The following is a 15,552-nucleotide window of genomic DNA, read 5'->3' on the forward strand; positions in this document are numbered from 1 at the left end:
ATGATCCGGCTGGCCATCACCCTCCGAGGCGTAGTGCAGGGCGTGGGCTTCCGCCCCTTCGTCCACGCCGCCGCCACGGCTCGGGGGCTTGCGGGCTGGGTCCGCAACCGCACCGACGGCGTCCGCATCGAGGTGGAAGGGCCAGCGCCCAGGGTGGAGGATTTCCGACGCGCCCTCGAACGAGAGGCTCCGCCCGCGGCCCGGCTGGAGCGCATCGACGTGGCGGAGCTGCCGCCCCAGCGCGAAGAGGGCTTTCGCATCCTCGACAGCGACCCGAGCGCACCTCCGCGTCCAAGCGTGCCAGCGGACCTGGCCACCTGCCCGGAATGTCTCGAGGAGCTGGCCTCTCCCCAGGAGCGGCGCTTCCGCTACCCCTTCACCAACTGCACGCGCTGCGGGCCTCGGTGGTCGCTCATCGAGTCCCTACCCTATGACAGGGCACGCACCTCCATGCGGGGCTTTGCCCTGTGCGCGGACTGCGAGGCCGAGTACCGCAACCCGAGGGACAGACGCTTCCATGCCCAGCCCATTGCCTGTCCCACGTGCGGCCCCTCCTTGCGTCTGCTGTCGCCCGAGGGGACGCGACTCTCGGAGGGAGGCTCCGCGCTGCGCGAGGCCGTGGCGGGAGTGCTCTCGGGCCGCGTCCTCGCGCTCCAGGGCCTGGGGGGATTCCAGCTCCTCGTGGACGCCACGAGCTCCGAGGCCGTGGCGCTCCTGAGGGAACGCAAGCGCCGCCCGGAGAAGCCCTTCGCGGTGATGTTCCCGTCGCTCGAGGCCCTGCGGGCCTCCTGCTCGCCGACACCGGAGGAAGAGGCCCTGCTCACCTCCCCGGCGGCCCCCATCCTGCTACTCCGCAAGCGTCCGCCTGGCCGTGGAAGGGCGCTCGTGGCCGAGAGGGTCGCTCCGGACAACCCGTGGCTCGGCGCATTGCTGGCCTATACGCCCCTGCACCGGCTGCTGCTCGACGGGGCCGAGCGTCCTCTCGTGTGCACCAGCGGCAATCTCTCCGACGAGCCGCTCTGCCTCGAGCCGGCTGAAGCCCTGGAGCGCCTGCGCGGAGTCGCCGATCTGTTCCTGGTGCATGACCGGCCCATCCTCCGCCCGGTCGATGACTCCGTGGCGCGGATGGGGCCAGAAGGCCCCATGGTGCTGCGAAGGGCTCGGGGATACGCGCCCCTCCCGCTGTCGCTCGGAGCCGACCTCCCCTGCCTGCTGGCGCTCGGGGGGCAGCTGAAGGGAACTGTCGCCCTGAGCACCGGAGACCAGGTGGTGGTGAGCCAGCACCTGGGAGATCTCGGCTCCGTCGAAGGCTCGCGGCTGCTGGAACGAACAGTGGAGGAACTGCTCCGCCTCTTCGAAGCTCGCCCGGTAGCCGTCGCGTGTGATCTCCACCCGGACCATGCCTCCACGCGACTGGGCGAGCGGCTCGCCGGAAGCTGGGACGTCCCGCTCCTGCGCGTTCAGCATCACCACGCCCACATCGCGGCGTGCATGGCCGAGCACGGGCTGTCCGGTCCGGTGCTCGGGCTCGCCTGGGACGGCGCGGGGCTCGGGACGGATGGCACCTTGTGGGGTGGAGAGGCGCTGGTCGTCGACGGCTCATGGTTCCAGCGGGTGGCCCACCTGCGTCCCTTCCGTCTGCCCGGAGGAGAGCAGGCCATGCGAGAGCCCCTGAGGGCGGCGCTCGGCTTGCTCCACGCGCTGGACGGGCCAGCGGGGGCCGCGCACCTCCGAGAAGACTTCACGCCACGCGAGGCGGATGTGCTCGCGGCGATGCTCGAGCGAGGGATCCACTCGCCGCTCACCACCAGCATGGGCCGGCTGTTCGACGCGGTGGCCGCGCTCTCTGGAGTCCGCTCGCGAGCGGGCTTCGAAGGTCAGGCGGCCATGGCCCTCGAGTTCGCCGCGGACGAGCAGGAGGCCTTGGAGCCCTACCCGCTGCCGCTCCGGAACGGGGCCCCCTCGGTGGCGGACTGGGGGCCACTCCTCCGCGCCCTGCTCATGGATCGGACGCGGGGAGCGCCTGCCTCGCTCATGGCGAGCCGCTTCCACGCGGCGCTGGCCTGCCTCGCCGAGGCCATCGCGCTACGCGTGGGCCTTCCGCGGGTGGTGCTCTCGGGCGGGTGCTTCCAGAACCTGCGTCTGCTGCGGGACACCCGGGCCCGCCTGCGCGAGCAAGGCTTCGAGGTGTGGACGCCGCGGCAGTACCCACCCAACGACGGAGGCCTGTCCCTGGGCCAGCTCGCCATCGCGGCGCGCCGGTACGAGGAGGAGCACCATGTGTCTCGGCATCCCCGGTGAGGTGCTCTCCGCGGTGGAGGGCCCGCTGCGCATGGGCCGGGTGGCCTTCGGCAGGGTCATCAAGGAGGTGTGTCTGGCCTATGTCCCCGAGGCCCATCCCGGTGACTTCGTCGTGGTGCACGCGGGCTTCGCCATCAGCCGCGTGGATCCAGAGGGAGCGCGGCGAGTCTTCGCCTACCTGGAGGAGCTCGGCGAGCCAGCCGAGGAGCGCGGGGAGGAGCCATGATGAAGTACGTGGAGGAGTACCGCGGCGCGCGGGAGGCCCACCGGTATGCCCAGGCGCTCCGCTCGCTCGTGACCCGGCCATGGACGTTGATGGAGGTGTGCGGAGGGCAGACGCACGCCATCGTCCGCTTCGGGATCGACCAGCTCCTCCCGCCTGGGCTCACCCTGCTCCATGGCCCCGGCTGTCCGGTGTGCGTCACGCCGGTGGCGCTCGTGGACAAGGCGCTGGCCATTGCCTCGCGGCCGGGCGTCCTCTTCTGCTCGTTCGGGGACATGCTCCGAGTGCCCGGCTCGGAGAAGGATCTGCTCTCCGCCAAGGCCGCGGGCGCGGACGTGCGCATCGTCTACTCGCCCATGGACGCGCTGGCCCTGGCCGAGCGGATGCCGGAGCGGCAGGTCGTCTTCTTCGCCGTGGGCTTCGAGACGACGGCGCCCGCGAGCGCCATGGCCGTCCACGAGGCCCGGCGGCGCGGGCTGCGCAACTTCTCCCTCCTCTCGGCCCACGTGCTGGTGCCGCCGGCGATGGAGGCCATCCTCGCCAGTCCCGGCCGGCGCGTGGACGGCTTCCTGGCCGCCGGCCACGTCTGCACCATCATGGGCACGGAGACGTACCAGCCCCTGGTGCGCGCCTACCGCGTGCCCATTGTCGCCACCGGCTTCGAGCCGGTGGATCTGCTCCAGGGCATCCACATGTGCGTCGCGCAGCTCGAGGAGGGCCGCGCCGACGTGGAGAACCAATACGCCCGCGCCGTGCGGACGGCCGGCAACGCGCCCGCCCAGGCCATGCTGCACGAGGTGTTCGAGGTGGTGCCCCGCGCGTGGCGAGGCATCGGTCCCATCCCGGCCAGCGGGCTGGGGCTCCGCGACCGCTACGCGGACTGGGACGCCGAGCGGAAGTTCCGCGTCGCCGAGGTGGGCGGCCGGGAGGACTCGGAGTGCCAGAGCGGCCAGGTGCTGCGCGGGCTCCTCAAGCCTCCCGAGTGCCCCGCCTTTGGCACCCGCTGCACGCCGGAGACGCCGCTCGGGGCGACGATGGTGTCCTCCGAGGGAGCGTGCGCCGCCTACTACCGTTACCGGAGGTCCATCGGGCCATGCGCATCGACATCCCCCTGAGCTGTCCCGTGCCGCTGAAGCACTCCACCGTCCAGCTCGCGCACGGCGGAGGCGGACGCCTCATGCGCCAGCTCATCGAGGAAGTCTTCCTGGAGCCGCTCCCGGCTTCGCCTCTCATGGAGCGCCATGACAGCGCGGTGGTGCCGCTCGGCGCGGAGCGACTGGCCCTCACGACGGACTCCTACGTGGTGACGCCTCGCTTCTTCCCAGGAGGAGACATCGGCAGGCTCGCGGTCTACGGGACGGTGAACGACCTGGCCATGGCCGGTGCGCGCCCGCTGTACCTGAGCGCCGGCTTCATCCTGGAGGAAGGACTGGCGCTGGAGGAGCTGCGCCGGGTGGTGGCCTCCCTGCGCGAGGCGGCCCGCGAGTGCGGTGTGCGGCTCGTCACCGGAGACACGAAGGTGGTGGACCGGGGCAAGGCGGACGGGCTCTTCCTCAACACCACGGGCGTGGGGCGCGTCCCCTCGGGGCGCTCCGTCCACCCTCTGCGCGTGCGGCCCGGGGACGTGGTGCTCGTCTCCGGGGACGTGGGGCGCCACGGCATCGCCGTGCTCTCGGTGCGCGAGGGGATCGCCTTCGAGACGCCCATCCAGAGCGACTGCGCGCCGCTCACGCCCCTGGTGGAGGCCCTCTTCGACGCGGGGGTGGACGTGCACTGCCTGCGAGACACCACGCGCGGAGGGCTGGCCTCCGCCCTCAATGAGATTGCCCTCGATGGCGGAGTAGGGCTCGTGCTGGAGGAGTCCGCGGTGCCCGTGGACGAAGGCGTCGAGGGAGCGTGCGAGCTGCTCGGCCTGGACCCGCTCTACGTGGCCTGCGAGGGCCGCATGGTGGCCTTCGTGCCCGCGCCCCAGGCGGAGGCAGCCCTGAAGGCCCTGCGCGGCCACCCGCTCGGCGCGGGAGCGGCCCGCATCGGCCGTGTCACCGAGGCCCATCCCGGCCAGGTGTCCCTGCGCACGCGGCTCGGCGGACACCGACTGCTGGACCTGCTCTCCGGGGAGCAGCTCCCGCGCATCTGCTGAGCCCCGCGCTCATCACCCGCGCAGCCAGGCACTGCGTGCGTCCCCGTGCTCGCCTCTCAGGGTGACTCCTCGCCCCCACCTCCGGCGCGCAAGCCCTGCGCGGGGATGCAAACCGTGCGCGGGGAAGAGACCGCCGGCAGGCATCGACCCCACCCAAGGCTCGGGCGGAGGGGCCGTCTCCCGGGCCGCCCTCGGCGGCGTCTCCATGGAGAGGCCGTGACTATCCAGAAGAGGGAAGAGCACGGGCCGCATGCGCTGGACCCGGCCTTGCAGTGAGACACAACCCCATGGAGGGAGCACGACCATGGACGTGACGATGACGCCGAAGAACGGGCCGCAGGCGAGCGGAGTAGCGGCGGGGTTCCCGAGTGCCCAAGAGGAGGCATCTGATCATGTCATCTGGTTCGAGAAGCTCTCGCGGGGGGATACGCCCATCGCGGGGGGCAAGGGCGCCAACCTGGGGGAGCTGACCCGGGCGGGCCTGCCCGTGCCGCGGGGCTTCGTCGTCACCGCCACGGCCTTCCATGCGTCCCTGGAGTCCATCGGCGCCCAGCTGACGGAGCTGTGGCGGCGCATCGACCCGGACGAGCCGGAGTCGCTCGCCTCCCTGTCCGAGGAGCTGAAGCAGCTCGTCCGGGCGATCGCGATCCCGGCCCCGGTGCGTGCGGCGATCCTCTCGGCCTACCGGGAGCTGGGGAAGAACCGCGCCGTCGCCGTCCGCTCGTCCGCCACGTCCGAGGACACCGCCGCCACCTCCTTCGCGGGGATGCACGAGACGTTCACCAACGTCGCCGGTGAGGAGGCGGTGCTCGAGAAGGTGCGCGAGTGCTGGAGCTCCGCCTACGGACAGCGCGTGGTGGCCTACCGCAAGAGCCAGGGCCTCTCCGAGGAGCCCACCCTCGCGGTGGTGGTGCAGGAGATGGTGGACTCGGCGCGCTCGGGGGTGATGTTCACCGTGGACCCGGCGAGCGGCAGCCGGGAGCGCCTCATCATCGAAGGGGCCTTCGGCCTGGGCGAGGTGGTCGTCGGCGGGCAGGTGGAGCCGGACACCTACGTGGTGGACAAGCAGCGCATGCGGGTGCTCGAGGCCCGCATCGGCCACAAGGACTTCAAGATCGTCCGCGAGGGCCACGGCCAGGAGCGCCGCGTCGAGCTGTCTGCCGAGGAGGCCGGGCGCCGGGTGCTGAAGGACGAGGAGGTGCTGGAGCTGGCGCGGCTGGGCATGCGGGTGGAGCAGCACTACGGCTCGCCGCAGGATGTGGAGTGGGCCGAGGAGGGCGGGCGGCTGTACCTCGTCCAGTCTCGCCCCATCACCACGCTGTCGGACACCGTGGGGCCGGCGAAGAAGTCCCAGGCCAAGGAGCCCGCGCTCGTCACCGGCCTGGGCGCCTCGCCCGGTGTCGTGTCCGGCCGGGTGCGCGTGCTGACGAAGCCCGAGGAGGGACGGCACCTGCGCAAGGGAGAGATCCTCGTGGCGCCGATGACGTCTCCGGACTGGGTGCCTACCCTGCGCCGGGCCGCCGCCATCGTCACCGACAGCGGCGGAATGACGTGCCATGCGGCCATCGTCAGCCGCGAGCTGCGGATCCCCTGCGTGGTGGGCACGCGCGTGGCCACCCGGGTGCTCCGCGACGGCGAGGAGATCACCGTGGATGGGGCCACCGGCCAGGTACGCGCGGGGCTGGAGGAAGCCCCCTCAGCCGAGCCCGTGAAGGCGTCGGTCCAGGGCGCCCCGGCCATGGCGGTGGCCCCCGCGGCTCCCGAGCCGCTGGCCACCCGCCTCTACGTCAACCTGGCCCTGCCCGGACAGGCGAAGGAGGTGGCGGCGCTGCCGGTGGATGGCGTGGGGCTGCTGCGCGCCGAGTTCATGCTCACGGATGCGCTCGGAGGCGTGCACCCGAAGCGGCTGCTGGCGCTCGGCAGGCGCCAGGAGTTCGTGGACAAGCTGGCCGCCTCGCTGCTGGAGATCACCCGCCCGTTCCGGCCGCGCCCGGTCATCTACCGGACGACGGACTTCCGCACCAACGAGTTCCGCGGGCTGGAGGGCGGCGCCGAGTTCGAGCCCACCGAGGCCAACCCGATGATCGGCTACCGCGGCTGCTACCGGTACATCCGCGAGCCGGAGATCTTCCAGCTCGAGCTGGAGGTGCTGGCCCGGGTGCGCGAGGAGACTCCCAACCTGCACGTGATGATCCCCTTCGTGCGCACGAAGTGGGAGCTGGAGCGGTGCCTGGAGGCCATCGACGAGAGCCCGCTGGGCCGGCAGCGCGGGCTGGAGCGCTGGGTGATGGCGGAGGTGCCCTCGGTGGTCTACCGCATCCCCGAGTACGCGCGCATGGGCATCACCGGCGTGTCCATCGGCTCCAACGACTTGACGCAGCTGATGCTGGGCGTGGATCGGGACTCGGAGGTGTGCGCGGAGCTGTTCGACGAGTCGGACGCGGCGGTGCTGGACGCCATCGTGCGCATCATCCGGGCCAGCCGCGAGGCGGGCATCACCTGCTCCCTGTGCGGCCAGGCGCCCTCCAACCGTCCCGAGTTCGCCGAGCACCTGGTGCGTGCCGGCATCACCTCCATCTCGGTGGACCCAGGCGCGGTGGGGGCGGCGCGGCGGGTGATCGCGGCGGCCGAGCGGCGCCTGCTGCTGGAGGCCGCCCGCCAAGGCGGCGCTCCACGTCGGCCTTGAGGGCGACGGCTCAGGCCGCCGACGCGTTGTCGTTGGCGGCCGTGGCCTCGCGGATCTTCACGCTCACCAGCTTGGAGATGCCCGGCTCCTCCATCGTCACGCCGTAGAGCGTGTCGGCCACCTCCATGGTCCGCTTGTTGTGGGTGATGAGGATGAACTGGGACTGCTTGCTCATCTCCTTCACCATCTCGTTGTAGCGGCCCACGTTGCCCTCATCCAGCGGCGCGTCCACCTCGTCCAGGAGGCAGAACGGCGTCGGCTTGATGAGGAAGATGCCGAAGATGAGCGCCACGGCGGTGAGCGCCTTCTCTCCACCGGAGAGCAGGTTGACGCTCTGCAGCTTCTTGCCCGGCGGCTGGGCGACGATCTCCACGCCCTGCTCGGCGCCCGGGCCCTCGTTGGTGAGGATGAGGCTGGCCCGCCCGCCGCCGAACAGCCGCGGGAACACCGCCTGGAACTTCTCGTTCACCACGTCGAAGGTCTGCTTGAAGCGCTCGCGGCTCGTGGCGTCGATGCGGTTGATGGCCTCCTTGAGCTGCTCCAGCGTGGCCGTCAGGTCCTTCTTCTGGCTCGACAGGAAGTCGAAGCGCTTGGTCAGCTCCGCGTGCTCGTCGATGGCGGTGAGGTTGATCTCCCCCATCTTCTCCACCTGGGCGCGCAGATCCTTCAGCTCCTCCTGCGTCTCGGGCGCCAGCGGCGCCAGCAGGTGGTAGTTGTGCAGCTCGTACGCCAGCTCCACCTGGTGCCGCTCGCGGATGCCCGCGGCCAGGTGCTCCAGCTCCAGGGCGATCTCCCGCTCCTTCAGGGAGATCTGCGACAGGCCCTGCATCAGCTCGTCCACGCGGCTGCGCAGCTCGCGGAACTGGGTGTCCTGCTCCTTCACCTCGGCGGAGACGGTCGCATGCGCCGCGCGGCGGCCCGCCAGCGTCTCGGCCGCCAGCAGGTGCTCCTCGGCCCGCTTCGTCCGAGCCGCCTCCGTCTCCTCGATCTTCCGCCGCAGCTCGTCCGAGCGGGTGGTGCCCTCGCCCACCGTCACCTGCAGGCGGTGGATGCGCTGCTCCATCTCCTTGCGCTGGGTGATGAGGCTCTCCAGCTCCTTGCGAGCCGACTCACCGCGCTCGCTGCCGGCGGCCACCTTGATGCGCAGGCCCATCAGCTCCGCGGACGCCGCGTCCGCGCGCTGCTTCAGGGACTCCAGCTCGGCGGAGAGCTGCCGCACGCGCTCCTCGCGAGTCTCGCGATCCGCCTGCCCGTGAGCCACCTCGCCGCGGCTGTTCTCCTCCTCGTGCACCAGCGCCCCGTGCGAGTGGGCGAACTGCGCCTCATCCGCCTCCACCGCGGCCAGCCGCTCGCGCACCCGGGCCAGATCCTCGCTGGCCTTGTGGAGATCCTTCTCCTGGCTGGCGAGGTTGAGCTCCTCGGCGTGCTGGTTCTTCGCCAGCCCCTTGAGGACGCTCTCCGTCTGCCCCATCTGCTTCTGGAGCGTGTAGTGGCGCGTGAGGATCTCGTTGTAGCGCTCCTCCACCCGGGCCACCTCGCCGGCCAGCTCGGCGATCTCGCGCTTCTTCTGCAGGGCGCCCACGGCCGCGCCCTCGCGTTCACCGCCGGTGAGGGTGCCATCGGCGCGCACCACCTCACCCTCCAGGGTGACGAGGGTGCACTGCGGGCCGCCCGCCGCCGCGTAGGCCCGCGCCGAGGCGAGATCCTGGACGATGATGACGTCTCCGAGCAGCAGCCGCAGCACCGGCTGGAGCGCCTCCTCGCACTTCACCTCCGCGTAGGCGCTGCCCAGCACCCCGGGGCGGCTGAAGTCCGGCTCCACCACCGGCGGCACGCCATCCAGCAGCGGCACGGGCAGGAAGCTGCCGCGGCCCTCGGAGGCCGTCTTCAGGTACTCCACCAGCTCGAAGCCCTTCTCCCGGCTCTCGACGATGACGTGCTGCAGCCGCTCGCCCAGCACCGCCTCCACCGCGCGCTCGAAGCGCGGCGGGGCCGTGAGCACGTCCGCCACCAGGCCGAAGATGCCCTGCTCGCGGAACTGCTGCCCGGCGCGAGACATCACCGCGCGCACGCCGCGATCGAAGCCCTCGTAGTTCTTCTGCAGCTCCTCCAGCGAGGCGAGCCGGCTGCGCTTGTCGGCCAGCTCCTCGCGCAGGCTGATGACCTGGATCTCGCTCTCGGCGAACTCGGCGCGGGTGCGCTCCAGGGCCTCTTCCTCGTGCGTCTTGCGCTCGGCCAGCTCCAGGGCGTTGTGGCGGCTGTCCTCCACCATCTGGAGCACCTGGCTGCGGGCGCGATCCAGCTCCTGCTCCTGGGCGCGCAGCGCCTCGGCCTCGACGCGGTTCTTCTCGCGGCGGGCCTCCATGTCCGTGCGCTGGCGAGCCAGGTTGACGAGGTTGGACTCGTGGTTGGCCAGCCGGGCCGCCACGGCCACCAGCGCCGCCCGCTCCTGCTCCAGGCGCAGGGCCACCTCCGTCTGCAGCTGCGTGGCGCGGCGCTGCTCCTCCTGCGCCACCTGCATGGCCACTTCGTCTTCCTTCCACGCCCCGGCGATGCCCGACAGCTCCGCCTCGCGAGCGGCCATGGTGTCGGCCACCTCGCCCTGACGGGCCAGCAGGATGTGCAGCTCGCCCTCGGCGGTGGCCACGCGGGCGCTCGTCTCCTCCAGGTCCTTGCGCCAGTAGGCCAGGTCCTGATCGTCGCGCTGCACGGCGCTCTCGAGCGCGTGCACCTCGCCAGCCAGCTTCTGCAGGGCGGCGGACTCGGCCTCCAGCTCGACGCGGCGCCGGGTGATGGCCTCCTCCAGCTCGCGCACCCGGTCCACGTTCTCGCGCTCCTGCGAGGTCATGCTCTCCAGGCGCGTCTGGAGCACCTTCTTCTCGGCCTGCAGCTCCAGGTAGCGGTGCGAGGCGGCGTGCAGATCGATGTCCCGCATGCGCGCCTTGAGCTTCTTGTACTTCTCGGCCTTCTTGGCCTGGCGGGCCAGCGTGTCGAGCCGCTTCTCCAGCTCGTTGGTGATGTCGGTGATGCGCAGGAGGTTGGCCTCGGTGGCCTCCATCTTGCGCTCGGCGGCCTTGCGGCGCGTCTTGTACTTGGTGACGCCGGCGGCCTCCTCGATGATGGAGCGCCGATCCTCCGGCTTGCTCGAGACGATGAGGCCCACGCGGCCCTGCTCGATGATGGAGTAGGCCTTGGTGCCCACGCCGGTGCCCAGCAGCAGCTCGGTAATGTCGAGCAGGCGGCAGACGGCCTTGTTGATGAGGTACTCGGACTCGCCGCTGCGGAACAGGCGCCGGGTGACGGTGATCTCGGGGAAGCCCTGGTACTGGGGCGCCAGCTGGTCCGTCTCCTCGATGGTGAAGGTGATGGACACCTCCGCCATGGACAGGGGCGGCTTGTTCTCCGAGCCGTTGAAGATGACGTCCTCCATGCCGCGGCCACGGAGGTTCTTGGCGCTCTGCTCGCCCATGGCCCAGCGGATGGCGTCCACGACGTTGGACTTGCCGCAGCCGTTGGGGCCGACGATGCCCGTCACGCCGTCATCGAAGCTGAAGACGCTGCGCTCCATGAAGGACTTGAAGCCGGTGATGTCCAGGCGCTTGATTCGCATCCAACGGGCTCCTGTAGGGCTTGGTGCGCGAGAAGGGTGAAATCGCTCCAAGGCCGAAAAATCGGCCCCGGAATGTGGTCAGGAGTATCAGTGTGCCGTGACACGATCAAGCGTGACCATGCACCGTGTGACCCTACATTCCGAAAGCCGTTTTGTACCGTCAGCGATGGACGGCAAGGGGTTGAAAAGTAAGAGATGCACCCTACCTTCCTGGTGATCTTTCTGGAGGAAGCCTACGTACGCGCCCTTACTCGTCCTCTCGGTCCTCGTAGGAGCAGCGCCCTCGGGTCTACCTGAGCGGTCTGACATGCCCTCCGCGGCCCCGGCCTGCCCCAACCCCTACTTCCCCTTGGAGGACGGGCTGAAATTGACCTACCGGGCGGGATCCTCGGAGCTGTTGATCTCCACCCGCGAGGTGACGTCCACGGCCGAAGGGCAGAAGGGACTCCTGGCGGTGGATCTGAAGGGCCGCAGCGGCCAGACGGAGGCCTTCTGTACCTCGGAGGGAGTGCGCACGGGGCTCGGCGGCCTGGAGGGGACGCTGCTGTCCGCTTCCGGGATGCAGGTGGAGGTCGTCGCCGCCGAGGGCGTGGCGGTTCCAGCCCCAGCGAACATGGTTCCGGGCTCGAGCTGGCGCAATTCGCTGTCGGTGAAGATGCAGCCGCCTGCGGGCTCGAAGATGCCGGCCGGGATGGTGTTTGCCAGCACGTTCGACAAGGAAGCGACCGTCGTCGGCGAGGAGGACGTGACGGTGGGCGCGGGCACCTTCAAGGCGCTGAAGGTGAAGAACCTGACGACGGCGCGGGCAAGCCGCCAGGGCGCGCAGGGGCGCACCATCGAGAGCTACATCTGGTTCGTGCCCGGGGTGGGCATCGTGAAGGTGGCCACCGGGGGCAACACGGACCTGGAGCTGCTCAAGGTGGAGCGGCCCGTGACGGCCAAGACGGAGCCGGCGCCGGTGGTGAAGAAGAAGAAGGGCGCGAAGCTCTGAGACGGAGGCTGCGGGAGGGTCACCGCTTCGAGCGGGACCTGGGTGCCTTGGGGGTCCGAACGGACTTGCTGGCCTTACGAGCCTCGGGCTTGTCCTCGAAGAGTTCCTGCACGGACTCGGCCGTCACGGCCCTGCGCAGCCAGATCTTGAGCTGCGCCAGATCCTTGCACTCCGCGATTCGCTGGTGGGAGGCGGCATCCACCTGGAGGCCCCGAGCGTCGAGCACTTCCAGCAGGGCTGCCTGCTCCCCCTTCTCACGCCCCTCCTGAAGGCCCTCCTCGCGCTCGGAGCGGAGCCGGGCGTGGAAGTTGCGCATGAACTCGCTCTGAAACTCGTACTTGCCGCTCTGCATCAGCGCCTCCAGGGCTCTCCGGGCTGCCTCGCTGAGCGAGGACAAGGCCAGGTCAACGTAAAGGTCCACGCGATCGCCTTCAAGACCCTTCAACGCCTCCAACACCGTGCGGGCGATGGTCTGGCCGATCTCTTCGTGCCCATGTGCCATGGCGGACAACACCGCCAGTTCCGGGTCTTCGCGGGCCTCCTGTTCATCCACGAGCACGGGGATGGCATCCGGCCCAGCCACCAGCGGCTGAAGCACGAAGCCCGGGTGGCCCAGCGGAATGGGCTGAGCACACCAACGGGCTACTGCCGCATCCGGCGCCACCACCAACAGCGCCGTGGGACAGCCCACCCGCGAGCGCAAGCTGGTCAGGTACAGCGGCCACGTCTTGCGCTTGTCCTCGTCCCGCCACAGTTGCACCTCCACCACGATGGCAAAGACGGGTTTGCCCTCGAGGAGGAGCACCACGAGGTCCGCCCGGTACTCGGTGGGCACCACCTCGGTGAGCTCGGCGGATTCCACGCGCGCCTCGGAGTAGCGCGGCAGCGGCAGCCCGAGCGCATCTCGCAGCAGCTCGGGCGCCAGCGTGGGGCGATTTCGGAAGAGGAGCACCAACCCCTCGTGCAGCATCGAAGCCATGGTGCGACACCCTACGCGAGGGGTCTGACCTGACAGGTCTCCAGGCTCGTTGAGGACGTCCCACGGCAGATGCCCGGGTGCGCTGTCGCCCGCCCTGGCGTAGGCTGGAGTCGGGTGAAGGGAGCAGCTCCCTGCCCTTGCACGAGGCCCTCATGGAGAGCGCGTCCCCTCCAAGCCCCCCGCCCGCCTTTCTGCCCCTGGGCACGCAGGTGGGCCCCTGGCGCGTGATGGACTGGGCCGGCTGCGGTGTCCACGGCGCCGTCTACCGCGCCGTTCGCATCGGCGACGAACACGCGGCTCCGGTCGCCCTCAAGCTCGCCATGCTCCCTCGAGATCCTCGCTTCGCTCGCGAGGCGGAGCTGCTGTCGCGGCAGCATCACCCCCACCTCCCGCGCCTGATCGATCATGGCGAGTGGCAGCATCCGGACGGCACGCTGCATCCATATATAGCGATGGAGTGGGTGGACGGAGTGCCGCTGTACGACTGGGCACGGCTGTACCGTCCCGACTCGGCACAGGTGCTGCGGCTGCTGGCCCAGGTGGCGCTGGCGCTCCAGGCGCTCCACACCCAGGAGGCCGTTCACCGCGACGTCAAAGGGGCCAACATCCTGGTCCGGCGCTGGGACGGCCGGGTCTTCCTCACCGACCTCGGCTCGAGCACCTTCCGTGGCGCGGACACCCTCACGCCACCACCGCTGCCGCCTGGAACTCCGATTTATCGCTCTCCAGAGGCCTGGCAGTTCGCCGCTCAGCACGAGCGGACAGCCACCACTGCCTACCGCGCCCTGCCAACCGATGACCTGTACGCCCTGGGCGTCACCGCGTGCAGGCTGGTGACGGGCACCTACCCGGACCTGGGAGAGACGCGAAGAGACGAGCACGGCACCTGGCGCGTGGAGTCCCTGGTCCTTCCCCACGCGCTGTTCTCTGCCCGAGTCGAGCCGCCGCTGCGCGAGCTGATCCTGCGCATGCTCTCGATGCGCCCCGAGCAGCGAGGCACCGCGGCGCAGCTGGCCCGGGCGATGGAGAGAGCGGCCACGACCCTCACGCCTGCCCACGTGCCATCCAACGATCGGGCAGACACGTCCTCCTGGCAGCGCTGGCTTACCACTGTGGCCGCAGTGGGAACACTGGCCACCGCGATGCTGTGGGTGATTGCCGGAACGCCCGAAGTTCCCCTCCGCTCTGCCCCCGGAGGAATCGGAGCATCAGGGCCTGCGGATGCGGGCCCCGTGGGGCTGGGAGAGGCCGCCGTGTCCGCTTCCACAGAGGATACGCCTGCGCCCTCCGATCCAGGGGCGATGGTTGCGGACACACCTCCCGAGCCGGAGCCAGGACAGGCAAAGCCCGATGCGAAGGGACGTTGCCCTCACAAGCAGCAGGTCGCCCTGAACGATGGTTGCTGGATGAAAACCTCCTTCGCGCAGGAGCAGTGCGAGTCAGTCGGCGGCTCCATGTACCAAGGAGCGTGCTACCTGCCGATCGTTAGCCCCAAACGACGCCCCTCGACCACGGTTCCTACGACGAGGCTTCCCCGGCACCATGAGGGCGCCGAATAGCCTGAGCGCCAACACAGGCCCGGGGTCCGGGCACTCCGCCCGAACCTGTATGCTTGTAGGACCAGTTTGCACGAAGCGCGCCCGACAGGGGCAGCATCCATCACTGGAACGGCAGCGAGACGTAGTGCTCGCCCAGCTCCGTCAGGACGCCCGGAGCCTCCAGCAGGCTCGCGAAGCACGGATCGTTCGTCCACCGGCCGGTGAACCAGGCGTAGCGGAACACGTCCTCACGGCGCTCGCAGACGGCAACCATCTCCGTCATCTGGGCCTTCTGCTTGGCGACCGAGTCGATCTGCGCCCCATCGTTCTGCCTGTGGCAGTTGGCGAACTCGGTGACCCAGAACGGCTTGCCGTACTTCTTGAGCCGGTCGAGCTGCTGGGCGAGCCCGTAGTCGTACCAGTGGAACGCCAGGTAATCGATGCGCGGATCGCGGTTCGCATTGGCCGCGCGGTAGGCCGCATAGAACGCATCCAGCCACACCACCGGGTCCGAGTAGCCCTGCAGCGTGCCCCACGTCATCGCGGGCCCCACCAGCTTCACGCCGGTGCGCTGGGCGACGGCCTCATACCGGGGCCACAGCTGCGCCGCCTGCTGCGGCGACATGTTGGCCTGATCGGTGAGGTTGGGCTCGTTGAGCAGCAGCAGGTACTGGACGTGCGGGTTCGCCGCGAGGAAGGCCTCGATGCGCTGGGCGTCGAAGTTCCCGTTCCACAGCATGGGAATGAAGTCCATGCGGTAGCGAGCCCGGTAGTCCACGGGCACACCGGAATGGGGCTGAGGGCTCCAGTTGTACCACCAGCTCACGCCCTCGGAGACAGCCGCGAGGTCCGCGGGAGTCGCCAGATCGAAGGCGATCCCCCGCTTGGCGCTCTTACTCGCGTGCGGACTGCCGCCATCCGGAGGCTCCACCCCTCCGTCCGTCGGCAGAGTGCCGCCATCCGGCGACATCTGGGACCCGGCATCTTCAGACGAAGGGCTACCCGGCTCGGAGGAGCACGCCCCATACCCCAGCAGCATGAGTACCGCGGCACAGACCGTCGCGATGGACCAGCGCATGGGGCT

General features: G+C 70.2%; 10 protein-coding genes. 7 read left to right on the forward strand and 3 right to left on the reverse strand.

What is annotated here, in order from left to right; translation table 11 throughout:
- The 5 genes from hypF to ppsA all read left to right on the forward strand — a co-directional run bounded on the left by hypF (nucleotide 1) and on the right by ppsA (nucleotide 7,350).
- The gene (gene hypF / locus KY572_RS29375; protein WP_224246309.1) at nucleotides 1–2,301 is read left to right on the forward strand and encodes a carbamoyltransferase HypF; all 2,301 of its coding nucleotides are present in this window, start codon (nucleotides 1–3) and stop codon (nucleotides 2,299–2,301) included.
- Nucleotides 2,279–2,527 (forward strand): HypC/HybG/HupF family hydrogenase formation chaperone, encoded by a 249-nt coding sequence (locus KY572_RS29380; protein WP_224246310.1) that lies wholly within the window; start codon nucleotides 2,279–2,281, stop codon nucleotides 2,525–2,527. The genes hypF and KY572_RS29380 overlap by 23 nt, the downstream gene beginning before the upstream one ends.
- A complete protein-coding gene (hypD, locus tag KY572_RS29385) occupies nucleotides 2,524–3,639 on the forward strand; it encodes a hydrogenase formation protein HypD (protein ID WP_224246311.1) in 1,116 nt (371 codons plus the stop codon). The genes KY572_RS29380 and hypD overlap by 4 nt, the downstream gene beginning before the upstream one ends.
- Nucleotides 3,618–4,664: a hydrogenase expression/formation protein HypE gene (hypE, locus tag KY572_RS29390; protein ID WP_224246312.1), complete on the forward strand. Its 1,047-nt coding sequence runs from the start codon at nucleotides 3,618–3,620 to the stop codon at nucleotides 4,662–4,664. Before hypD ends, hypE begins: the two co-directional genes overlap by 22 nt.
- 304 nt (nucleotides 4,665–4,968) lie before the next feature.
- Nucleotides 4,969–7,350: a phosphoenolpyruvate synthase gene (ppsA, locus tag KY572_RS29395; protein ID WP_224246313.1), complete on the forward strand. Its 2,382-nt coding sequence runs from the start codon at nucleotides 4,969–4,971 to the stop codon at nucleotides 7,348–7,350.
- 10 nt (nucleotides 7,351–7,360) lie between these two features.
- Here the strand turns inward: ppsA and smc are convergent, their stop codons facing one another.
- A complete protein-coding gene (gene smc, locus KY572_RS29400; RefSeq protein ID WP_224246314.1) occupies nucleotides 7,361–10,960 on the reverse strand; it encodes a chromosome segregation protein SMC in 3,600 nt (1,199 codons plus the stop codon).
- Nucleotides 10,961–11,267: 307 nt separating this feature from the next.
- Here smc and KY572_RS29405 point away from each other — a divergent pair, with 307 nt between their 5' ends.
- Nucleotides 11,268–11,951: a TapB family protein gene (locus KY572_RS29405; protein ID WP_224246315.1), complete on the forward strand. Its 684-nt coding sequence runs from the start codon at nucleotides 11,268–11,270 to the stop codon at nucleotides 11,949–11,951.
- A gap of 19 nt (nucleotides 11,952–11,970) precedes the next feature.
- Here KY572_RS29405 and KY572_RS29410 read toward each other — a convergent pair whose 3' ends face one another.
- Entirely contained in the window at nucleotides 11,971–12,930 is a 960-nt protein-coding gene (locus KY572_RS29410) for a hypothetical protein (protein ID WP_224246316.1), read from the reverse strand.
- 152 nt (nucleotides 12,931–13,082) lie between these two features.
- Between KY572_RS29410 and KY572_RS29415 the strand changes: the two genes are divergently transcribed.
- A complete protein-coding gene (locus KY572_RS29415) occupies nucleotides 13,083–14,489 on the forward strand; it encodes a serine/threonine protein kinase (protein WP_224246317.1) in 1,407 nt (468 codons plus the stop codon).
- Nucleotides 14,490–14,589: 100 nt separating this feature from the next.
- Here the strand turns inward: KY572_RS29415 and KY572_RS29420 are convergent, their stop codons facing one another.
- Nucleotides 14,590–15,546 carry a glycoside hydrolase family protein gene (locus KY572_RS29420; RefSeq protein WP_224246318.1) on the reverse strand — a complete coding sequence of 319 codons (957 nt, stop codon included), beginning with the start codon at nucleotides 15,544–15,546 and terminating at the stop codon, nucleotides 14,590–14,592.
- Nucleotides 15,547–15,552 lie beyond the last annotated feature (6 nt).

Source organism: Hyalangium gracile, assembly GCF_020103725.1.
Taxonomy (GTDB): Bacteria; Myxococcota; Myxococcia; order Myxococcales; family Myxococcaceae; genus Hyalangium; species Hyalangium gracile.